This is a genomic window from Enterobacter cloacae complex sp. P43RS (genome assembly GCF_014930585.1).
GTDB classification, from domain to species: Bacteria; Pseudomonadota; Gammaproteobacteria; order Enterobacterales; family Enterobacteriaceae; genus Enterobacter; species Enterobacter bugandensis.
Window position 1 is genome coordinate 221513 of the sequence record NZ_JADBRJ010000004.1, and the last position, 22360, is coordinate 243872.

Sequence of the window (22360 nt, forward strand, 5' to 3'; positions counted from 1 at the left end):
GGATCAGAACGTTTCCCAGTTATCGCCCGCGTCCGCCGTCGCGACTTTACGCGACATCACCGGCGCGGCAACGCTTTTCGCGGCAGCGAACTCGCGCGCCTTCATCTGCTCCTGTTGAATGCGGAACACTGCCACGGCCTGCGTCAGACGGCTCGCCTGCTCTTCCAGCGCCGCCGCCGCTGCGGCTGACTCTTCCACCAACGAGGCGTTCTGCTGGGTCACGCGGTCCATCTCTGCCACCGCCAGGCCCACCTGGTCGATACCGCGGCTCTGCTCGTCGGACGCAGAGGCAATCTCGCCCATGATATCGGTCACGCGGGTCACCGCGTTCACGATCTCACCCATGGTTTCACCGGCGCTTTCCACCAGCGTTGAACCCACTTCCACGCGTCCCACGGAGTCTTCAATCAGGCTCTTGATCTCACGTGCTGCCTGAGCGCTGCGCTGGGCCAGGTTACGCACTTCTCCTGCCACCACCGCAAATCCACGACCCTGTTCGCCCGCACGCGCCGCTTCTACCGCCGCGTTCAGCGCCAGGATGTTGGTCTGGAAGGCAATGCCGTCGATCACGCTGATGATATCGGCAATTTTCTGCGAACTGCCCGCGATGTCACGCATGGTTTGCACCACGTTGTCCACCACCTTGCCGCCCTTCTGCGCGGTTTCAGACGCGCTTAGCGCCAGGTGGCTCGCCTGACGGGCGTTCTCGGCGTTCTGCTTAACGGTCGCCGTCAGCTGCTCCATGCTGGCAGCGGTCTCTTCCAGTGAAGCGGCCTGCTGTTCAGTACGGGAAGAGAGGTCGTTATTGCCCATCGCGATTTCGCTCGCGCCGCTATAGATAGCGTTCGCGCCGTTACGCACGTCGCCCACGGTACGCACCAGTTCGCCCTGCATATGACGCAGCGAGTCGGCCAGTTCGCCCATCTCGTTAGAGCCTTCCACGTCGATGCGCTTCACCAGGTCGCCGCTGGCGATGTGGCGAATATTGTCAATGAGACGCGTCAGCGGAGAGATCAGCGCCTGCTTGATACCCAGCCAGACGGCCACGATCACCACCAGCACGGCAATCAGCACGCTGATCAGCACCCAGATAGCCTGAGTGTAAGAGCTGTTGCTGTCTTCAACCGCCATCTGGTACAGCTTGTCGTTCTGCTGCAGGTAGCTCACGTACTGCTTCTCGAATCCATCCTGGTAGCTCTGGGTCGGCTGGTCGAAGAAGGCGTTGATTTTGCCCGCCCCCAGCAGCTGAATTAGCTCAGCCAGCGCACCGTGGTAGATATCGTAGTTACGTTTAATTTCCAGCGCAGCGGCGTCGCTCTGACGCGGGTCGCGCGGCAGGGCTTCATAGTCAGCCCAGTTTTTTTCCGCCTGTTTCAGCGAGGCAGACGCAATCTGCATCAGATCGTTAACGGTCGCGCCGCTGCCGATATTGTTCTGATCCATCATGTAGCGGATGCCCGCGCGGTTCAGGGTATTACGGGTTTGCAGCAGCGCAACCCAGCTCCCGTTAAGGGTGGATTGTTGCTGACGAATGGTTTGCAGGACGGTGAAATTCTCTTTGTCATTCTTCAGAGCATTAAAGAAAAGACCACCGGATGTGAGTTGTAAAAGGCCAAATATCGCTAAAACCAGCATTAAGCTGGTGACAATCTTGATACGGTTTAACATGTTTTCTCTTTCCTCAGACAGATACAGAATTTTCGGCCTGGAAAGGGAAAACTTTACGAAAATCATCCTGGAATTTGTGGTTTTTACTCTTCTTCCCGCGCTGCGTTATGCCGGTTTCCGAGTTCAATAAACTCTTTCAGCAGCGCCGTCAGCTGCTTCATCTTCTCCGGGGTGTATTCCGCCTCAATCTGCTGATACGCCTCTTCCACCTGCGCCTGGGCGTGCTCGTACAGCGCATTTCCCTCTTTGGTCAGCGACACGTACAGCTTGCGCTGGTCGTTCACCGGCTTTAAGCGCAGCACCAGGCCGTCGCGCTCCATGCGCGTCAGAATGCCGGTCAGGCTCGGGCGCAGAATACAGGTGCGAAACGCCAGATCGTGAAAATCCATCGACGGATGTTCAGCCAGCACGCGTACGATGCGCCACTGCTGCTCGGTGAGGTTATGCCGCTTCACAATCGGACGGAAGTACGACATCGCCGCTTCCCGCGCCTGCAAAAGCGCGATGGTTAATGAATCATGCATAGCCTCTCCCCTTCACATCATTAACAAGTAAACGATTCATAAAAGATGTTTTTATAAACAACACGTTTCCTGCCAGAAAGTCTAACAGAAACCATTCGTTTTTATTAATCAACTGATTTACATAGGATTAAAATCCATAATGTAAATTTATTGTTATTCATATCACAAATTCTTCACTTCTGATTGCGAAATAAACAGCAAAAGCATAAAAACAGATCATTAACATATTAATGAAATCATAACCCGGACCGTCGGGGTGAGGAGTAGGTGAATGAAAGGTACCGTATTTGCCGTCGCGCTGAACCACCAGAGTCAGCAAGAAGCCTGGGCTGAGGCGTTTGAAAAAGCCCCTTACAACACGCCGCCAAAAACGCCGGTGTGGTTTATCAAACCGCGCAACACGGTGATTCGCGCGGGCGAGCCCATTCCTTTCCCGCAGGGGGAAACGGTGTTAAGCGGCGCGACGGTGGCGCTGGTTGTGGGTAAAACCGCCAGCAGGGTGCGCGTAGAGGACGCCGCAGCCTACATCGCCGGGTACGCGCTGGCCAACGAGGTGAGCCTGCCGGAAGAGAGCTTCTACCGTCCGGCCATTAAGGCCAAATGCCGGGACGGCTTTTGCCCGCTTGGCGAGCTGGCCGCCGTTGATAACGTCGACAACCTGACCATCATCACCGAGATCAACGGCCGCGAAGCGGACCACTGGAACACCGCCGATCTGCAGCGCAGCGCCGCCGAACTGCTGAGCGCCCTGAGCGAATTCGCCACCCTCAATCCCGGCGATGCGATCCTGCTCGGCACACCGCAAAGCCGCGTGGAGATCCGCCCGTGCGATCGCGTGCGGATTCTGGCGGAAGGTTTCCCACCGCTGGAAAACCCGGTGGTGAACGAGCGCGACGTCGCCCTTGCCCACCGCACGCCTGAACACGCCACGCTGTTCGCCCTCGGTCTTAACTACGCCGATCATGCCAGCGAGCTGGACTTCAAGCCGCCCACCGAGCCGCTGGTGTTTATCAAAGCGCCGAACACCTTCAATGGCGACAACCAGACCTCGGTGCGCCCGAACAATATCGAATACATGCACTACGAGGCGGAGCTGGTGGTGGTCATCGGTAAAACCGCGCGTAAGGTGAGCGAAGCCGAGGCGATGGAGTATGTCGCGGGCTACACGGTCTGCAACGACTACGCCATCCGCGACTACCTGGAAAATTACTACCGCCCAAACCTGCGGGTCAAAAGCCGCGACGGATTAACCCCCATCAGCCCGAACATCGTGCCGAAAGAAGCCATTCCTGATCCGCATAACTTAACCCTGCGCACCTTCGTCAACGGCGAACTGCGTCAGGAAGGCACCACCGCCGATCTCATTTTCAGCATTCCTTACCTGATTGCGTATCTGAGCGATTTTATGACCCTACAGCCGGGCGACATGATCGCCACCGGCACGCCGAAGGGGCTGTCCGATGTGGTGCCGGGCGATGAAGTGGTGGTGGAAGTGGAAGGCGTGGGCCGCCTGGTGAACCGGATTGTCAGCGAGGAGACTGCAAAATGAAAAAGATTAACCACTGGATCAACGGTAAAAACGTCGCCGGAAGCGAGTACTTCCATACCACTAATCCGGCCTCCGGCGAGGTATTAGCGGAAGTCGCCTCCGGCGGTGAAGCGGAAATTCATCAGGCCGTTGCCGCCGCTAAAGAGGCGTTCCCGAAATGGGCCAACCTGCCGATGAAGGAGCGCGCGCGCCTGATGCGTCGCCTGGGGGATCTGATCGACCAGAACGTGCCCGAGATCGCCGCCATGGAAACCGCCGACACCGGCCTGCCGATCCACCAGACCAAAAATGTGCTCATCCCGCGCGCCTCGCACAACTTCGAGTTCTTCGCCGAGGTGTGCCAGCAGATGAACGGCAAAACCTACCCGGTCGACGACAAAATGCTCAACTACACCCTGGTGCAGCCGGTGGGCGTCTGCGCGCTGGTGTCGCCGTGGAACGTGCCGTTTATGACCGCCACCTGGAAGGTCGCGCCGTGCCTTGCGCTGGGCAATACCGCGGTACTGAAGATGTCTGAACTCTCGCCGCTGACCGCCGACCGTCTGGGCGAGCTGGCGCTGGAGGCGGGCATTCCGGCGGGCGTGCTGAACGTGGTGCAGGGCTACGGGGCGACGGCAGGCGACGCGCTGGTGCGCCACCACGACGTGCGCGCCGTCTCCTTCACCGGCGGCACCGCCACCGGGCGCAACATCATGAAAAACGCCGGGCTGAAGAAATATTCCATGGAGCTGGGCGGCAAATCCCCGGTGCTGATTTTTGAAGATGCGGACATCGAGCGCGCGCTGGACGCCGCGCTGTTCACCATCTTCTCCATCAACGGCGAGCGCTGTACCGCGGGCTCGCGCATCTTCATCCAGCAGAGCATTTACCCGGAGTTCGTCAAGCGCTTCGCCGAACGCGCCAATCGCCTGCGCGTGGGCGATCCGACCGATCCGAACACCCAGATTGGCGCGCTTATCAGCCAGCAGCACTGGGAGAAAGTCTCCGGCTATATCCGCCTCGGCATCGAGGAAGGCGCCACCCTGCTGGCGGGCGGCCCGGACAAACCGGTCGATCTGCCTGCACACCTTAAAGGCGGCAACTTCCTGCGCCCGACGGTGCTGGCGGACGTCGACAACCGCATGCGCGTGGCGCAGGAGGAGATCTTCGGGCCGGTGGCCTGCCTGCTGCCGTTTAAGGACGAAGCGGAAGGGCTGCGGCTGGCCAACGACGTGGAGTACGGCCTGGCGTCGTACATCTGGACCCAGGACGTCAGCAAGGTGCTCCGTCTGGCGCGCAGCATTGAAGCGGGCATGGTGTTCGTGAACACCCAGAACGTGCGCGACCTGCGCCAGCCGTTTGGCGGCGTGAAGGCCTCCGGCACCGGGCGCGAGGGCGGCGAGTACAGCTTTGAAGTGTTCGCGGAGATGAAGAACGTCTGCATCTCCATGGGCGACCATCCGATTCCAAAATGGGGGATCTGACAATGGGCAAGCTAGCGTTAGCGGCAAAAATCACCCACGTGCCGTCGATGTATCTTTCCGAGCTGCCGGGGAAAAACCACGGCTGCCGCCAGTCGGCCATCGACGGGCATAAAGAGATCAGCAAGCGCTGCCGCGAGCTGGGCGTGGACACCATCATCGTGTTCGACACCCACTGGCTGGTAAACAGCGCGTACCACATCAACTGTGCGGATCATTTTTCAGGCGTCTACACCAGTAACGAGCTGCCGCACTTTATCCGCGACATGACCTACGACTACGACGGCAACCCGGAGCTCGGGCAGCTGATCGCCGACGAAGCGGTGAAGCTCGGCGTGCGCGCCAAGGCGCACAACATCCCGAGCCTCAAGCTGGAGTACGGCACGCTGGTGCCGATGCGCTACATGAACGCGGATAAGCACTTCAAAGTGATCTCCATCTCCGCGTTCTGCACGGTTCACGACTTTGCCGACAGCCGCAGGCTGGGCGAGGCCATCGTCAGCGCCATCGAAAAGTACGACGGCACCGTGGCGGTGCTCGCCAGCGGCTCGCTGTCGCACCGCTTTATCGACGACCAGCGCGCGGAGGAAGGGATGAACAGCTACACCCGCGAGTTCGACCGTCAGATGGACGAGCGGGTGGTCAAGCTGTGGCGCGAAGGCCAGTTTAAAGAGTTTTGCAGCATGCTGCCGGAGTACGCCGACTACTGCTACGGCGAGGGCAACATGCACGACACGGTGATGCTATTGGGGATGCTCGGCTGGGACCGCTATGACGGCAAGGTGGAGTTTCTCACCGAGCTGTTCGCCAGCTCCGGCACCGGCCAGGTCAACGCCGTTTTCCCGCTGCCCGCATAAGGAGTCGTTATGCCGCACTTTATTGCTGAATGTACCGACAATATCCGCGCGCAGGCCGACCTGCCGGGGCTGTTCGCCAAAGTGAACGAGGCGCTGGCCGCCACGGGGATCTTCCCGCTCGGCGGCATCCGCAGCCGCGCCCACTGGCTGGACACCTGGCAGATGGCGGACGGTAAGCATGATTACGCCTTTGTGCATATGACGCTGAAGATCGGCGCCGGGCGAAGCCTGGAGAGCCGGGAAGCCGTGGGGGAGATGCTGTTTGCGCTGATCAAAACCCACTTCGCGGAGCTGATGTCGGAGCGCTATCTGGCGCTGTCGTTCGCCATGGAAGAACTCGATCCGACGCTCAATTACAAACAAAACAACGTGCACGCGTTGTTTAAGTAGCCGTCTGCTCGCCCGGTGGCGCTTCGCTTACCGGGCCTACAACTGCCAAGAACGTAGGCCGGGATCGCTACGCGCCACCCGGCAAAAACAGGATATCGCCATGCTCGACAAACACACCCATACCCTGATCGCCCAGCGCCTGCATCAGGCGGAACAGTCCCGGGAGCAGATCCGCGCGATCTCGCTGGAGTACCCGGAGATCACCATCGAAGACGCCTACGCCGTACAGCGCGAATGGGTGAGCCTGAAAATTGCCGAAGGCCGCGTGCTGAAAGGCCACAAGATTGGCCTCACATCGAAAGCGATGCAGGCCAGCTCGCAGATTAGCGAGCCGGACTACGGCGCGCTGCTGGACGACATGTTCTTCCACGACGGCAGCGACATCCCCGTCGATCGCTTTATCGTCCCGCGCATTGAAGTGGAGCTGGCCTTCGTGCTGGCAAAACCGCTGCGCGGCCCGAACTGCACGATCTTCGACGTCTACAACGCCACGGACTACGTCATCCCCGCGCTGGAGCTGATCGACGCCCGCTGCCACAACGTTGACCCGGAGACCCAGCGCCCGCGCAAGGTGTTCGACACCATCTCCGACAACGCCGCCAACGCCGGGGTGATCCTCGGCGGTCGTCCGATTAAGCCCGACGCGCTGGATCTGCGCTGGATCTCCGCCCTGCTCTACCGCAACGGCGTGATCGAAGAGACCGGCGTCGCCGCAGGCGTGCTTAACCACCCGGCGAACGGCGTGGCGTGGCTGGCGAACAAGCTCGCGCCGTACGACGTGCAGCTTGAGCCCGGACAGATCATCCTCGGCGGCTCGTTTACCCGTCCGGTTGCCGCCAGCAGGGGCGACACCTTCCATGTTGACTACGGCAACATGGGCTCCATCAGCTGTCGCTTTGTATAAGGAGGCGACCATGCAAAACGCATTCAAAGCGGCGCTGAAGGCGGGCCGCCCGCAAATCGGTTTATGGCTGGGGCTGACCAGCAGCTACAGCGCAGAGCTGCTGGCCGGGGCCGGTTTTGACTGGCTGCTGATCGACGGCGAGCACGCGCCGAACAGCGTGCAGACCGTCCTGACCCAGCTCCAGGCCATCGCCCCTTATCCCAGCCAGCCGGTAGTGCGCCCGTCGTGGAACGATCCGGTGCAGATCAAGCAGCTGCTGGACGTGGGGGCGCAAACCCTGCTGGTGCCGATGGTGCAAAACGCTGACGAGGCGCGGCTGGCGGTAAGCGCCACCCGCTACCCGCCTGCGGGCATTCGCGGCGTCGGCAGCGCCCTGGCGCGCGCCTCGCGCTGGAATCGCATCCCGGATTACCTGCATCAGGCTAACGACGCCATGTGCGTGCTGGTGCAGATCGAAACCCGCGAGGCGCTGAAAAACCTGCCGCAGATCCTGGACGTGGAAGGCGTCGACGGCGTGTTTATCGGCCCGGCGGATCTGAGCGCCGACATGGGCTTTGCCGGCAATCCGCAGCACCCGGAGGTGCAGGCCGCCATCGAGCAGGCGATCGCCCAGATCCTCAGCGCGGGCAAAGCGCCCGGCATCCTGATGGCGAATGAACAGCTGGCGAAACGCTATCTCGGCCTCGGCGCATTGTTTGTGGCGGTCGGTGTGGATACCACCCTGCTCGCCCGCAGCGCCGAAGCGCTGGCGGCCCGCTTTACCGACGTCACCACAGCAGTTGATAACAATAAATCCGTCTACTAAACGTACGATGTGGAGCGCAACATGACGACCTCAACCCTGCATAATAAAGATGTAGAACATCGCGCAATAAATAAGCTGTTCCGTCGTTTGATCGTGTTTCTCTTTATCCTGTTTGTTTTCTCGTTTCTCGATCGCATTAACATCGGCTTTGCCGGGCTGACGATGGGCAAAGATCTGGGCCTCACGTCGACCATGTTTGGCCTGGCCGCGACCCTGTTTTACGTCACCTACGTGCTGTGCGGGATCCCCAGCAACATCATGCTGGCGAAGGTCGGCGCACGCCGCTGGATCGCCGGGATCATGGTGGTGTGGGGCATCGCCTCCACCTGCACCATGTTCGCCACCAGCCCCGAAACGCTTTACGTCCTGCGCATGCTGGTGGGCATTGCGGAAGCCGGTTTCCTGCCGGGGATTTTGGTCTATCTCACCTGGTGGTTTCCGGCCTATCACCGCGCCCGTGCCAACGCGCTGTTTATGATCGCCATGCCGGTGACCATGATGCTTGGCTCGATCCTCTCCGGGTATATTCTGGCGATGGACGGGCTGTGGAACCTGAAGGGCTGGCAGTGGCTGTTTCTGCTGGAGGGGCTGCCGTCGGTGGTGCTCGGCGTGGTGACCTGGTTTTACCTCAACGACACGCCGGATCAGGCCACCTGGCTGGATGAAGACGAAAAGCAGGCGCTGAAAACGATGATCGCCCGCGAGCAGGAGGTCGCCATCGCCCAATCCGTCACGCCGCGCTCGACGCTGCGCGAGGTCCTTACGCCCGCCGTGCTGCTCTACACGCTGGCCTACTTCTGTCTGACCAATACGCTGAGTGCGATCAACATCTGGACGCCGCAGATCCTGCAAAGCTTCAACACCGGCAGCAGCAATATCGTGATTGGCCTGCTGGCGGCGATCCCGCAGTTTTGTACCATCCTCGGGATGATCTGGTGGAGTCGCCGCTCCGACAGGCTGAAAGAGCGAAAAAAGCACACCATCCTGCCGTACCTGTTTGCAGCGGCGGGATGGATGCTGGCCTCCGCGACCGATCACAGCCTGATCCAACTGCTTGGCATCATCATGGCCTCAACCGGATCGTTTACCGCCATGGCGATATTCTGGACCACGCCGGACCAGGTTATTAGCCTGCAATCCCGCGCGGTGGCGCTGGCGGTGATCAACGCCATCGGCAACGTCGGTTCTGCCGTCAGCCCGCTGCTGATTGGGATCCTGCGCGACGCGACCGGCAGCTTCAGCTCCGGGCTGTGGTTCGTGGCGGGTCTGCTGGTGGTCGGCGCGCTGGTGCTGACGCGCATCCCGATGACGCAGCGGGTTCAACAGAGGAACGATCATGTGCCAGAGCCCTATCGCCAACATTGATATCAGCAAGGAGTACGACGAAAGTCTGGGCACCGACGACGTGCACTATCAGTCGTTCGCGCGCATGGCGGCCTTTTTTGGCCGCGACATGCAGGCGCACCGTCACGACCAGTACTTTCAGATGCACTTTCTCGACACCGGGCAGATTGAGCTCCAGCTCGACGACCACCGCTATTCGGTGCAGGCGCCGCTGTTTGTGCTGACGCCACCGTCGGTGCCGCACGCGTTTATCACCGAATCCGACAGCGACGGGCACGTGCTGACGGTGCGCGAGGATCTCATCTGGCCGCTGCTGGAGGTGCTCTACCCCGGCACGCGGGAAGCGTTCGGCCTGCCGGGGATCTGTCTGTCGCTTGCCGACAAGCCTGACGAACTGGCGGCGCTGAAGCACTACTGGCAGCTCATCGCCCGGGAATCCACGGCGCAGCTGCCGGGCCGTGAGCATACGCTGGTCCTGCTGGCGCAGGCGGTATTTACCCTGCTGCTGCGCAACGCGAAGCTCGACGACCACGCGGCCAGCGGGATGCGCGGCGAGCTGAAGCTGTTTCAGCGCTTTACCCAGCTGATCGACACCCACTATCACCAGCACTGGACGGTGCCGGAATACGCCAGCGAACTGCACCTGACCGAATCCCGCCTGACGGACATCTGCCGCCGCTTCGCCAACCGCTCGCCGAAACGGCTGATCTTCGACCGGCAGCTGCGCGAGGCCAGGCGCCTGCTGCTGTTTTCCGACAGCGCGGTCAGCGAGATTGCCTGGCAGCTGGGATTTAAAGATCCGGCCTATTTCGCCCGGTTTTTCAATCGCCTGACGGGCTGCTCGCCCAGCGCGTATCGGGCGCAGAAAGTACCGGTTTCCTGAGCGCATCGCGGTATGTAGGGCGGGTAAGCGCAGCGCCACCCGCCAAAAACCCGCACAGATCACAAATCCCTTCTACGCCCGAAAAGTACCCGCCGTTGTCCCAATCGTCCCTTCACGTTCCGCCCCTCTCACGCTTCAATTAAACAACAAAAACAAAACATAAATTTAACAATCATCTTCCGATACGAGGTCCCTATGAAGCCTGAAGATTTCCGCGCTGATGCCAAACGTCCGTTAACCGGCGAAGAGTATTTAAAAAGCCTGCAGGATGGCCGTGAGATTTATATCTACGGCGAGCGCGTTAAGGACGTCACTACCCACCCGGCATTTCGCAATGCGGCGGCGTCTATCGCCCAGATGTACGACGCCCTGCACAAGCCAGACATGCAGGATACGCTGTGCTGGGGCACCGACACCGGCAGCGGCGGCTACACCCACAAATTTTTCCGCGTAGCGAAAAGCGCCGACGACCTGCGCCAGCAGCGCGACGCCATCGCCGAGTGGTCGCGCCTGAGCTACGGCTGGATGGGGCGCACGCCGGACTACAAAGCGGCGTTCGGCTGCGCGCTGGGAGCGAACCCTGCCTTCTACGGTCAGTTCGAGCAGAACGCCCGCAACTGGTACACCCGCATTCAGGAAACCGGCCTGTACTTTAACCACGCTATCGTCAACCCGCCGATCGACCGCCACAAGCCGGCGGACGAGGTGAAGGACGTTTACATCAAGCTGGAGAAAGAGACCGATGCCGGGATTATCGTCAGCGGTGCGAAAGTCGTCGCAACCAACTCGGCGTTGACCCACTACAACATGATCGGTTTTGGCTCCGCGCAGGTGATGGGCGAAAACCCGGACTTCGCGCTGATGTTCGTCGCGCCGATGGATGCCGAAGGCGTGAAGCTGATCTCCCGCGCCTCGTACGAGATGGTGGCAGGCGCAACCGGCTCCCCGTACGACTACCCGCTCTCCAGCCGCTTCGACGAGAACGACGCGATCCTGGTGATGGATAACGTGCTGATCCCGTGGGAAAACGTGCTGATCTACCGCGATTTCGACCGCTGCCGTCGCTGGACGATGGAGGGCGGCTTCGCCCGCATGTACCCGCTTCAGGCCTGCGTGCGTCTGGCGGTGAAGCTCGACTTCATCACCGCCCTGCTGAAGAAATCCCTGGAGTGCACCGGCACCCTTGAGTTCCGCGGCGTGCAGGCGGATCTCGGTGAAGTGGTGGCCTGGCGCAATATGTTCTGGGCGCTGAGCGACTCCATGTGCTCCGAAGCCACGCCGTGGGTGAACGGCGCGTACCTGCCGGACCACGCGGCGCTGCAAACCTACCGCGTGATGGCCCCGATGGCCTACGCGAAGATCAAGAACATCATCGAACGTAACGTGACCTCCGGGCTGATTTATCTGCCGTCCAGCGCGCGGGACCTGAACAACCCGCAGATCGACCAGTATCTGGCGAAGTACGTGCGCGGCTCCAACGGAATGGATCACGTCGAACGCATCAAGATTTTGAAACTGATGTGGGACGCCATCGGCAGCGAATTTGGCGGTCGTCACGAGTTGTACGAAATCAACTACTCCGGCAGCCAGGATGAGATCCGCCTGCAATGCCTGCGTCAGGCGCAAAGCTCCGGGAATATGGACAAGATGATGGCAATGGTCGACCGCTGCATGTCCGAGTACGACCAGCACGGCTGGACCGTGCCGCACCTGCACAACAATAGCGATATCAACATGCTCGACAAGCTGCTGAAATAGCGCAGCGGGAGGTTACAATGCATTCAGATGAACAACGCCTGCGTTTTCGCGACGCAATGAGCAGCCTGTCGGCGGCGGTCAATGTGGTCACCACCGAGGGCGACGCCGGACGCTGCGGCATTACCGCCACCGCCGTCTGCTCGGTGACGGATACCCCGCCGTCGGTCATGGTCTGCATTAACGCCAACAGCGCCATGAACCCGGTCTTTCAGGGCAACGGCAGGCTGTGCGTCAACGTGCTAAACCACGAGCAGGAGATCATGGCCCGCCACTTCGCCGGGATGACCGGGATGGCAATGGAGGAGCGCTTTGCCCTCTCCTGCTGGCAGAAAGGCCCGCTGGGGCAGCCGGTGCTGAAAGGCGCGCTGGCGAGTCTGGAAGGCGAGATTACCCAGGTGCAAACCATCGGCACGCATCTGGTTTATCTTGTCGAAGTGAAAAACATCATCCTGAGTGACGCGGGACACGGCCTGATCTACTTTAAGCGCCGTTTCCACCCGGTGATGATGGAGATGGAAGCCGTCGTGTGATCCCCCTCGCGCTGGCCTTTTTTCGGGCCAGCGCCGCTTTCTACAAAAATTCCTAAGGTTTCCGCTAAATCACGCCGTTATATATCCATAAGAGAAATTTTCTGTGCCTGAATACTGACATCTCCGGTCAGTGCTTTTGCATTGTTCAGCGCATACCCAATATACAGGAAGACCTTATGGCTAAAACGACGCGGAGCCGCTCGGCTGAACGTCTGGTCGATATTCTCCTTGAGCTACATTTACACGGGGTGGTAAACCGCAGTGCGCTAATGGAGAGATTTAAAATTACCGAGCGTACCGTCTACCGGGATTTAAATGCGCTCTCGCCCATTGTTGAACATACCGGTAACGGGTTATATCGACTGATCCATTCCGCCCAATCTCCCGGCGGGCAGGGATTACATCATGCTCTGGCTAACTTCCTGAATGCCGATAATTTTTTCCCTGAAAGAAATACGGACTTCTGGCAAAAGCTGGAGGCGCGCGTCGACGAAAACCATATTCTTATCCTCGGTAATGACGCAGAGCACACGGTGCAGCGTGATATCCGCCGCCATTTAGCGAAAATCGAGAAATCGATTAAGAACCATAATGTCTGTCAGATCGTATATAAAGGTAAAACCCGTCTGATTAATCCCTATAAACTCATTAACAAAAAAAATATATGGTATTTACAAGCTACCGAAAATAGCCGGTTGAAATCCTTTTCATTAAGCCAGATTAGCTGGTTTGATGTTCAAAAAACCTTTTTTACCCCTGATGAAAATGTTCGGGAACTGCTGGAAAAAAGCCTCGACCCGTGGGTGTCCGAAACTACTTTCACCGTGAAAATATTCATTAAGGATAATATTTCACATTACTTCCTGCGCCGCGATCTCCTGCCGGAACAGGAGCTGCTGGAGGAGCGGCGCGGCGGCGTCACGCTGCGCTGCCAGGCGGCACACGAAAACCAGATCCTGCCGCTGCTGTTCTACTGGCTGCCGAATATTCAGATCCTGGAGCCAAGCTGGCTGAAGGAGAAGCTCATCAAGACGCTGGAAAGCTACCTGTCGATGGAGCGCAGCCCGGAAAACCACGTGATCTCAATCACATAATTTCCCCGACCAGCGGCGAGCCTGAACCACTCGCCGCGTCCTTTGACCGCTCACCCATCACTTTCAACCACTCACTCATTTACCGTCCTTTACGCGCGCGCGGATCTGGCACGATCGCTCCAGCATTAATCAATACCTCCTCACAACGAACCCTGACCCTTTTTTCTTTACATAAAAAACCAGGTCTTACTATGGATACTAAAAAACTACTTAAGCACGTGCCCTGGGCCTTACTCGGGATCCTCGGCGCTTTTTGTCTGGCGGTTGTCGCATTACGCCGGGGCGAACACGTCAGCGCCCTGTGGATCGTGGTCGCGTCGGTCTCCGTCTACCTTGTGGCCTATCGCTACTACAGCTTGTACATCGCGCAGAAGGTCATGAAGCTCGACCCGACGCGCGCCACCCCGGCGGTCATTAACAACGACGGCCTGAACTACGTGCCAACCAACCGCTACGTGCTGTTTGGTCACCACTTTGCCGCCATTGCAGGCGCTGGCCCGCTGGTCGGCCCGGTGCTGGCCGCCCAGATGGGCTACCTGCCGGGTACGCTCTGGCTGCTGGCGGGCGTGGTGCTGGCGGGAGCGGTGCAGGACTTTATGGTGCTGTTTATCTCCTCGCGCCGTAACGGTTCGTCGCTGGGCGAGATGATCAAAGAAGAGATGGGCCGCGTGCCGGGCACTATCGCCCTCTTCGGCTGCTTCCTGATCATGATCATCATCCTCGCGGTGCTGGCGCTGATCGTGGTGAAAGCGCTGGCCGAAAGTCCGTGGGGCGTCTTCACCGTCTGTTCTACCGTACCGATTGCGCTGTTCATGGGCATCTATATGCGCTTCCTGCGTCCTGGGCGCGTGGGTGAAGTGTCGGTCATTGGTATCGTACTGCTGGTCGCCTCCATCTACTTCGGCGGCGTGATTGCGCACGACCCGTACTGGGGCCCGGCGCTGACCTTTAAAGACACCACCATCACCTTCGCGCTGATCGGTTACGCGTTCGTTTCCGCCCTGCTGCCGGTGTGGCTGATTCTCGCTCCGCGCGACTACCTGGCGACCTTCCTGAAAATCGGTGTCATCGTCGGGCTGGCGATCGGGATTGTCATCATCAACCCTGAGCTGAAAATGCCGGCGGTGACGCAGTACATTGACGGCACCGGTCCGCTGTGGAAAGGCGCCCTGTTCCCGTTCCTGTTTATTACCATCGCCTGCGGCGCCGTGTCTGGCTTCCACGCGCTGATCGCCTCCGGCACCACGCCGAAGCTGATGGCCAACGAAACCGACGCGCGCTTTATCGGTTACGGCGCGATGCTGATGGAGTCCTTCGTGGCGATCATGGCGCTGGTTGCAGCCTCGATTATCGAGCCAGGCCTGTACTTCGCGATGAACACTCCACCGGCGGGTCTGGGCATCACCATGCCAAACCTGCATGAGATGGGCGGGGAAAATACCGCGCTGATCATGGCACAGCTGAAAGAGGCCAGCGCACACGCGGCGGCGACCGTCAGCTCCTGGGGCTTCGTGATCTCGCCTGAGCAGATCATGCAGACCGCGAAGGACATTGGCGAACCGTCCGTGCTGAACCGCGCAGGTGGCGCGCCGACGCTGGCCGTGGGTATCGCACACGTGTTCCACAAAGTGCTGCCGTGGGCGGACATGGGCTTCTGGTACCACTTCGGTATTCTGTTCGAAGCGCTGTTCATCCTCACCGCGCTGGATGCCGGTACCCGTGCGGGCCGCTTCATGCTGCAGGATCTGCTGGGCAACTTCGTGCCGTTCCTGAAGAAAACCGACTCTCTGGTAGCGGGTGTTCTGGGTACTGCCGGGTGCGTAGGCCTGTGGGGCTACCTGCTGTATCAGGGCGTTGTCGACCCGCTCGGCGGCGTGAAGAGCCTGTGGCCACTGTTCGGTATCTCTAACCAGATGCTGGCAGCCGTTGCCCTGGTGCTCGGTACCGTCGTCCTCGTGAAGATGAAACGCACCAAATACATCTGGGTGACCGTGGTTCCTGCGCTGTGGCTGCTGCTCTGCACCACCTGGGCGCTGGGCCTGAAGCTGTTCAGCACCAACCCGCAGCTGGAAGGCTTCTTCTTCATGGCTAACCAGTACAAAGAGAAGATTGCCGCAGGCGGCGCGGATCTGACCGCACAGCAGATTGCCAACATGAACCATATCGTGGTGAACAACTACACCAACGCGGGTCTGAGCATTCTGTTCCTGGTGGTGGTGTACAGCATTATCTTCTACGGCATCAAAACCTGGATGAAAGTGCGCAACACCGAAGGCCGTACGGATAAAGAGACCCCGTACGTGCCGGTGCCGGAAGGCGGCGTGAAGACCTCTTCACACCATTAATTAAGCCTGTCACTGTAGGCCCGGATCGCTGCGCGCCTCCGGGCTTCTTCTATCTGGAACTCTCAATGTTTGGTAACTTAGGCGAAGCAAAAAAATACCTCGGTCAGGCGGCGAAGATGCTGATTGGCATTCCGGACTATGACAACTACGTTGAGCATATGAAGACCAACCATCCGGATAAGCCGTACATGACCTACACCGAATTCTTCCGCGAGCGTCAGGAAGCGCGCTACGGCGGAAGTGGAGAAGGCGGCGTCCGCTGCTGCTAAAGGAGAGACCATGACCCCGATTGCCGTTACCCTGCTGACCGGTTTCCTCGGCGCCGGTAAAACTACCCTGCTGCGCCACATCCTGAATGAACAGCACGGCTTCAAAATCGCCGTCATCGAAAACGAATTTGGCGAAGTCTCCGTTGACGATCAATTAATCGGAGACCGCGCCACGCAAATCAAAACCCTGACCAACGGCTGCATCTGCTGCACCCGCTCTAACGAGCTGGAAGACGCCCTGCTGGACCTGCTCGACAGCCGCGATCGCGGTGACATCGGCTTCGACCGCCTGGTGATCGAGTGCACCGGCATGGCCGACCCCGGCCCGATTATTCAGACCTTTTTCTCGCACGATATTCTTTGCCAGCGCTACCTGCTGGACGGGGTGATTGCCCTGGTAGACGCGGTCCACGCCGACGAGCAGATGAACCAGTTCACCATTGCCCAGTCTCAGGTGGGCTACGCCGACCGCATTCTGCTGACCAAAACCGACGTGGCAGGCGACAGCGAAAAACTCCGCGAGCGCCTGACGCGCATCAACTCGCGCGCGCCGATTTATACGGTGACGCATGGCGATATCGATCTATCCCAGCTGTTTAACACCAACGGCTTTATGCTGGAGGAGAACGTCACCACGAAACCGCGCTTCCACTTTATGGGAGACAAGCAAAACGACGTGGCGTCGATTGTGGTGGAGCTGGACTATCCGGTGGACATCAGCGAGGTCTCCCGGGTAATGGAAAACCTGCTGCTGTCGTTTGCCGACAAGCTGCTGCGCTACAAAGGCATGCTGTGGATCGACGGCGAGCCGAACCGCCTGCTGTTTCAGGGCGTACAGCGCCTGTACAGCGCCGACTGGGACCGCCCGTGGGGCGATGAAGCGCCGCACAGCGTGATGGTGTTTATTGGTATCCAACTGCCGGAGGAGGAGATTCGGGCAGCGTTTGCGGGTCTGAAGAAATAACCGCCTTGCTTCCCCTCTCCCCTTTGGGGAGAGGGGAAGGATGAGGGATAAAATTATTTCAACGCCTCCGGCAGCGTCACAATCCACAGCTCGCTCTCTGACTCCGGCTTCTTCAGCGGCTTCACGCTGAGCGTGGTTTCCACCGGTTTATCATCAAGCGTCAGCTTGCCTTCCTCATTAACCCGATAGTCCTTGAGCTTTTTGCCCTCGACCGGATGCTGCATCGCCACCTTCACGCCAAAGTCGTTATCGTTCGCCACCGCAAGCCGTTTGCCGTCGATCAGCGCCAGCCCTTCGGCCTTCTCCTGCTTCCAGCCCAGCGCGCGCAGATCGACGACCTGCGTTTTTGCTGCAAGGGTAATGCCGCGCTGTGCCAGGGTTTTCTCATCATCAAACTCCGGGTACTCGCCCGGCTTGTCGAAAGCGGTCAGGTCGCTCGCCTTGCTGAGATCCACCTTGTAGATAAGGTTACGCATCGCGTCATTTTTATCCTCACCCTGTTCAATCAGCAGGATGTGCTGGTCATCCAGCGCCACGATGTCGCCGATTTTAGCGTCGCTGTTTTTGCTGTAGGCCGCGCTGTCGATGGGGTAGCCGTACATCGCCGTTTTCCCGGTCGCCGGGTCGAAGCTGACCAGACGCGTAAACAGCGCCTGCTTTTTGCTCTTACCGTCGATATCCAGCGTGCTTTGCACGGCGGCGATAATCCGCCCGTCCGGCATCCGGGTCAGGCCTTCAAAGCCCCGGTTCGGCTGGCGCCATTTGATAACATTTGGCAGACCGCCCGCGATGGATTTTTCCCCTTCCGCCGCCTGCGGCCCGTGGATCGCCAGAATTTTCCCTTTGCTGTCGACGTTAATCAGGAACGGGCCATACTCGTCGCACAGCCAGAAGCCGCCCTTGCCGTCCGGGGTGATACCTTCCGTATCCAGCCCGCGGTTGTCACCCTTCAGAATTTTGAGGGTATCGCTGAACGCCACCTCATTGGTGGATCCGATCACGCCGCTTTGCAGCGGCAGGCCGTTAATCTCGCCTTTATCATCATGCAGCGGGCGGGCATTTGTTGCCTCCGCTTTGCCGTTCTGAACGCGGATGGTCATCAGCAGCGGCGCGAAATCCGGCGTGACAAAAATTTTGGCTTCGTTTTTACCCATTTTGGGCGCATCGGCGTTAGGACCGCGATCGGTTACGGTCGCGAAGGTCAGAGCATCGCCCTGCTTGCCCGTAAACAGCAGGCCGGAGCCAATCCCTACCGGGAGTCCATTCGGAAACGCACCGGCAAACGCGCCGCTGTATTTCACGTGTGAGCCGTCAGGGAAGCTGACAACATAGCGCTCAGCCGTGGGCTGCGCCGCCAGGCCAGAGAAAGAGAGCGTACAGCCGATAAGCACAGGAATGATTTTTCTTTTCATATTGTTAGCATCCGGAAAGTGAAGCCCACAACGTAATGAACAAACGTGTCAGAAAAATGACATGGAAAGGAAACGTGGCCGGACATCTGAACGAATAATGACCATAAAAATGTAAAAATTTGTTTTTTTATGTGATTTTAGAAATGGAATTGGAAATTATTAGAAGCGCAATTAATGCATATCAAATCACTATCCCTGCCTCGTTCAGATTTCGTTTAGTCAAAAAATTAAACTGTGCCTCAACGCCTCAAATTTGCGCGTTGACACACCGACAACCCAACTTAAGCGTTACAAATAAAGATAAAAGAATTAACAACTATAGCATGAAAAGTCGATTTGCATCACATTTGCAGTCATAAACATCGCTTGTTAAGGTGCCCCCAGATTAATTTGATGATGAGGCACGAAACATGAAAAAACTGAACATTCTTCTTCTTTCTGCACTGACCGCCATCTCGGGTTCCGCACTGGCAATGGGCGGCAGCATTGAGCAGGGTAAAAACTTTACCAACCTCAACCTGGAAATGGGCAAATCCTCATCCGGTGTTTATCTCGAAAGTAACTGGCTGAAAAACACCGACGACGGTACCCAGACCGGGGGCGTGGGCGCAGGCTACAACCTGGAAGTGGGCCCGGTGATGCTGAATGCGGGCGCAAAAGCCATCTACATCGGTCCGAAAAAAGGCGATAACGGCGTGGCCTTCCCGATTGGCGGCGGCGTAAACGTTGCGCTGACCGACAGCATCCACGTCTATGGCGAAGGCTATGCGGCACCAGAAGGCCTGAACAACAGCGTGAAAAACTACGTTGAAGCTAACGGCGGCGTAAGCTGGACCCCAATCAAACCGGTTACGCTGAAAGTAGGCTACCGCCACGTGAGCGTTGACGGTAAAGATGGTCGTCCAAACCACACCCTGATTGATGGCGCATATGTCGGCGGTGGAGTTAGCTTCTGATGAAACGCCGCGTTACCGCGCTTTGCGTTCTGAGCCTCACGCTGATGCTCACCGGTTGCGTCCAGTACAAATGGGTAAAACCGGGCGTGAGCGACGCTGAGATGAATAAAAAGCTTACGGAATGCGAAGCGCAGGCCCTGATCGATCTGCCTCCGGATAACGTGGTAACCGGTTCGAGCTCGGAAAAAACGGACAAAAAGAACAAGAAAAAGGATATTTCCACGAGCTACACGGTTGAAGACGCGAATGAATATCGCCGGGATACGTTAGTCGACAGCTGCATGTTCAAAAGCGGCTGGGACAAGATCGAAGTACAGTAATCAACTAAAAAAACCTGCCAACCGGCAGGTTTTTTTATTACCTCTTACTTACGCACCACCACCAGCTTCTGGTTCACAAACTCTTTGATCCCCAGATCCGACAGCTCGCGTCCGTAGCCGGAACGCTTCACGCCGCCGAACGGCAGCTCTGCTGCGGTATCGGTGAGCCAGTTGATGTACACCATCCCTGTCTCGATCCGCGACGCCATTTTCTTCGCGCGCTCGATGTCCTGGCTGAACACCGCCCCGCCCAGGCCGTAGTGGGAGTCGTTCGCCAGCGCGACCGCCTCGTCGTCGTTTTTCACCACGTACATCTGCGCAACCGGGCCGAAAAACTCTTCGAAGTACGCCGGGTTATCGCGGGAGATATTCGTCAGGATCGTCGGTTCGAAGAAGCTCCCGTCGCGCTGCACCGGCTTGCCGCCATAGTGCAGCGTGGCACCGTTTTTCACCGCCTCGTTAACCTGTTTGGTCAGCGTTTCCAGCGCATCTTTGGAAGAGAGCGGCCCCAGCGTGGTGCTCTCGTCCAGCGGATCGCCAATCTTCACCTGCTTAAACGCCTCGGTAAATTTGCTGAGGAAGGCATCCGCAATCTTTTCATGCAGGATAAAGCGCTTCGCCGCGGTACAGACCTGCCCGGCGTTGTTGAGCCGCGCATTCACGCCAATCTTAACCGCTTTATCCAGGTCCGCGTCGTCCAGCACCACGAAGACGTCGTTACCGCCCAGTTCGAGGGTCGATTTCTTAATGTGCTTCGCCGCCTGCGCGGCCACCACGCTGCCCGCCTTTTCGGAGCCGGTTAGCGCTGCGCCCTGCACGCGATCGTCTGCGATGATATTCGCCACCTGTTCGGACGAGATAAACAGGTTCGTCCACGCCCCTTCCGGCGCACCCGCCTCGCGCACCAGATGCGCAAAGGTCTCGGCGCAGTGCGGAACGATGCTGGCATGCTTGGCGATAACGGGGTTACCCGCCGCCAGGTTTGGTGCCAGGACGCGCATCAGCTGGTAGTACGGGAAGTTCCACGGCTCGACGGCCATCAGCACGCCGATGGGGTGATGCTCCACCCACGCTTCCCCAAGTTCAGAGTCGTACTTCACCGGGGCGAGGAACTGCTTCGCGTTGTCGGCGTAGTAGCGGGCGATCTGCGCGCACAGCTTCACCTCGCCGCGGCTCTGTTCGATGAGCTTACCCATCTCCTGGCTGGCGATTTTGGCCAGATCCTCCACGCGCTCGTCGATCAGGTCGGCAAGCTTATGCAGCACCGGCAGGCGCTGGCTGATGTCGCCTTTCGCCCATTCCGAATGGTAAAGCGCATCGGCCGCCTTGAGCGCCGCTTCGATATCCGCGTCGGTATGTGAGGGGTATTCTTTGATGAGCTGGTTAGTGGCAGGATTTACTGTCTGATAAGCCATATCGAATCTCCATGTTTTACCGCTTAGGGTATTAAGGGTAGTCAACATGACTGGCTGTGGACGTAAAGTTGGGTATATCCGGAAGGTTCTGAGTTAAGCAGTGCCGGACGGTTCGCTGACGTGGTATAAAAAACGTCCAGAAGGAGTTTCCATGACCGATACCCGATACGTTCGCCAGACTTTTCACCGCGCCAGGGGCCTTGAGCTGCGCAGCACCTGGCAAAGCACGCAGGCGTACAAACGCCACTGTCACCCTCAACTCTCCATCGGCGCGATTGTTGAGGGCCAGACCTGCTGCGTGTGCCATGACCAAGAGTACATTCTTCATCCCGGCGACCTCATTGCGATCCCGGCTTATGTGCCGCACAGCTGCAACCCCGTCGACGGGCAGCCGCGCAGCTACCATATGCTCTATATCGACACCGATTTTCCTCTGGCGCTACAGGTGATTCGTAACCCTGCCCTGTTTGCCCATTACCTGGACGTCGTTAAGACAATGTCTCCAGCGTCCGTGGAGGCGCTGCTTTCTGCTCTTCCCCGCTGTGCGGATAACGCAGACGCGCTTCGCCCAACCAGCCAGCAGGTTCAGGAGGCGTTTCTTTCCAATCTCACCAGCCCGCCCTCTCTCGACGAACTTGCCCAACGCTTCTCGCTGCGCAAGGAGACGCTGATCCGCTCCTTCCGGCAGGACACCGGCCTGACGCCGGGCAGCTTCCTCAACATCTCCCGCGTGGAGTTCGCCAAAGCGCGGCTACGTGCCGGGGACGACATCGCCGACGTCGGCTACCAGAGCGGCTTTGCCGACCAGAGCCATTTTCATAAGACCTTCGTCAGCTATACCGCCGCCACGCCGCGCCAGTACGCCACAGGCCGATCAATATCAGACAATAAATAGTTTCTGCAGCGCCGTAGC

The 22360-nt window shown here is 58.7% G+C and carries 21 protein-coding genes; 17 read left to right on the plus strand and 4 right to left on the minus strand.

Annotation, left to right across the window (positions count from 1 at the left end):
- Positions 1-3 precede the first annotated feature (3 nt).
- The gene (gene tsr, locus IM294_RS10310) at positions 4-1668 is read right to left on the minus strand and encodes a methyl-accepting chemotaxis protein (RefSeq protein WP_126817893.1); all 1665 of its coding nucleotides are present in this window, start codon (positions 1666-1668) and stop codon (positions 4-6) included.
- An 83-nt stretch (positions 1669-1751) separates the two neighbouring features.
- The gene (hpaR, locus tag IM294_RS10315) at positions 1752-2192 is read right to left on the minus strand and encodes a homoprotocatechuate degradation operon regulator HpaR (protein ID WP_126817895.1); all 441 of its coding nucleotides are present in this window, start codon (positions 2190-2192) and stop codon (positions 1752-1754) included.
- A gap of 271 nt (positions 2193-2463) precedes the next feature.
- Here hpaR and hpaG point away from each other — a divergent pair, with 271 nt between their 5' ends.
- From hpaG to yjiA, 14 genes are all read left to right on the plus strand, one after another.
- Entirely contained in the window at positions 2464-3741 is a 1278-nt protein-coding gene (gene hpaG, locus IM294_RS10320) for a 4-hydroxyphenylacetate degradation bifunctional isomerase/decarboxylase (protein ID WP_126817897.1), read from the plus strand.
- Complete coding sequence (gene hpaE, locus IM294_RS10325) at positions 3738-5204, plus strand: 5-carboxymethyl-2-hydroxymuconate semialdehyde dehydrogenase (protein WP_045631049.1); 1467 nt, start codon at positions 3738-3740, stop codon at positions 5202-5204. The genes hpaG and hpaE overlap by 4 nt, the downstream gene beginning before the upstream one ends.
- A 2-nt stretch (positions 5205-5206) precedes the next feature.
- Positions 5207-6058, plus strand: coding sequence for a 3,4-dihydroxyphenylacetate 2,3-dioxygenase (gene hpaD / locus IM294_RS10330; protein WP_045259527.1), 852 nt, complete (start codon positions 5207-5209; stop codon positions 6056-6058).
- Positions 6059-6067: 9 nt separating this feature from the next.
- Positions 6068-6448: a 5-carboxymethyl-2-hydroxymuconate Delta-isomerase gene (locus IM294_RS10335; protein ID WP_126817900.1), complete on the plus strand. Its 381-nt coding sequence runs from the start codon at positions 6068-6070 to the stop codon at positions 6446-6448.
- A gap of 100 nt (positions 6449-6548) precedes the next feature.
- Positions 6549-7352, plus strand: coding sequence for a 2-oxo-hept-4-ene-1,7-dioate hydratase (hpaH, locus tag IM294_RS10340; RefSeq protein ID WP_048957186.1), 804 nt, complete (start codon positions 6549-6551; stop codon positions 7350-7352).
- Positions 7353-7362: 10 nt separating this feature from the next.
- Positions 7363-8157: a 4-hydroxy-2-oxoheptanedioate aldolase gene (gene hpaI, locus IM294_RS10345; RefSeq protein WP_041911315.1), complete on the plus strand. Its 795-nt coding sequence runs from the start codon at positions 7363-7365 to the stop codon at positions 8155-8157.
- A 21-nt stretch (positions 8158-8178) separates the two neighbouring features.
- Complete coding sequence (gene hpaX, locus IM294_RS10350; protein WP_045631051.1) at positions 8179-9522, plus strand: 4-hydroxyphenylacetate permease; 1344 nt, start codon at positions 8179-8181, stop codon at positions 9520-9522.
- Positions 9494-10384, plus strand: a complete 891-nt coding sequence (hpaA, locus tag IM294_RS10355; RefSeq protein WP_047363639.1) for a 4-hydroxyphenylacetate catabolism regulatory protein HpaA — start codon at positions 9494-9496, stop codon at positions 10382-10384. The genes hpaX and hpaA overlap by 29 nt, the downstream gene beginning before the upstream one ends.
- A gap of 195 nt (positions 10385-10579) precedes the next feature.
- The gene (gene hpaB / locus IM294_RS10360; RefSeq protein WP_028015397.1) at positions 10580-12142 is read left to right on the plus strand and encodes a 4-hydroxyphenylacetate 3-monooxygenase, oxygenase component; all 1563 of its coding nucleotides are present in this window, start codon (positions 10580-10582) and stop codon (positions 12140-12142) included.
- A gap of 17 nt (positions 12143-12159) precedes the next feature.
- Positions 12160-12672, plus strand: coding sequence for a 4-hydroxyphenylacetate 3-monooxygenase reductase subunit (locus IM294_RS10365; protein WP_041911318.1), 513 nt, complete (start codon positions 12160-12162; stop codon positions 12670-12672).
- A gap of 176 nt (positions 12673-12848) precedes the next feature.
- A complete protein-coding gene (locus IM294_RS10370) occupies positions 12849-13766 on the plus strand; it encodes a YafY family protein (protein ID WP_041911319.1) in 918 nt (305 codons plus the stop codon).
- Between the two features lie 191 nt (positions 13767-13957).
- Positions 13958-16111 (plus strand): carbon starvation CstA family protein, encoded by a 2154-nt coding sequence (locus IM294_RS10375; RefSeq protein WP_028015394.1) that lies wholly within the window; start codon positions 13958-13960, stop codon positions 16109-16111.
- A gap of 65 nt (positions 16112-16176) precedes the next feature.
- A complete protein-coding gene (locus IM294_RS10380; protein WP_003856610.1) occupies positions 16177-16380 on the plus strand; it encodes a YbdD/YjiX family protein in 204 nt (67 codons plus the stop codon).
- A gap of 10 nt (positions 16381-16390) precedes the next feature.
- Positions 16391-17344 carry a GTPase gene (gene yjiA, locus IM294_RS10385; protein WP_048959792.1) on the plus strand — a complete coding sequence of 318 codons (954 nt, stop codon included), beginning with the start codon at positions 16391-16393 and terminating at the stop codon, positions 17342-17344.
- A 53-nt stretch (positions 17345-17397) separates the two neighbouring features.
- On the opposite strand, the gene IM294_RS10390 is transcribed toward yjiA, so the two are convergent.
- Positions 17398-18756, minus strand: coding sequence for an esterase-like activity of phytase family protein (locus IM294_RS10390; RefSeq protein ID WP_126817902.1), 1359 nt, complete (start codon positions 18754-18756; stop codon positions 17398-17400).
- Between the two features lie 410 nt (positions 18757-19166).
- On the opposite strand from IM294_RS10390, the gene IM294_RS10395 reads away from it, so the two are divergent.
- Together IM294_RS10395 and IM294_RS10400 are read left to right on the plus strand one after the other, a co-directional pair.
- Positions 19167-19712: a YfaZ family outer membrane protein gene (locus IM294_RS10395; RefSeq protein WP_028015391.1), complete on the plus strand. Its 546-nt coding sequence runs from the start codon at positions 19167-19169 to the stop codon at positions 19710-19712.
- A complete protein-coding gene (locus tag IM294_RS10400; protein ID WP_100171027.1) occupies positions 19712-20032 on the plus strand; it encodes a hypothetical protein in 321 nt (106 codons plus the stop codon). The genes IM294_RS10395 and IM294_RS10400 overlap by 1 nt, the downstream gene beginning before the upstream one ends.
- Positions 20033-20076: 44 nt before the next feature.
- Here the strand turns inward: IM294_RS10400 and IM294_RS10405 are convergent, their stop codons facing one another.
- Positions 20077-21447 carry an NAD-dependent succinate-semialdehyde dehydrogenase gene (locus IM294_RS10405; protein ID WP_049138646.1) on the minus strand — a complete coding sequence of 457 codons (1371 nt, stop codon included), beginning with the start codon at positions 21445-21447 and terminating at the stop codon, positions 20077-20079.
- 151 nt (positions 21448-21598) lie between these two features.
- Here IM294_RS10405 and IM294_RS10410 point away from each other — a divergent pair, with 151 nt between their 5' ends.
- On the plus strand, positions 21599-22342 hold the full coding sequence (locus IM294_RS10410) for an AraC family transcriptional regulator (RefSeq protein WP_047367270.1): 744 nt from the start codon (positions 21599-21601) through the stop codon (positions 22340-22342).
- Positions 22343-22360 lie beyond the last annotated feature (18 nt).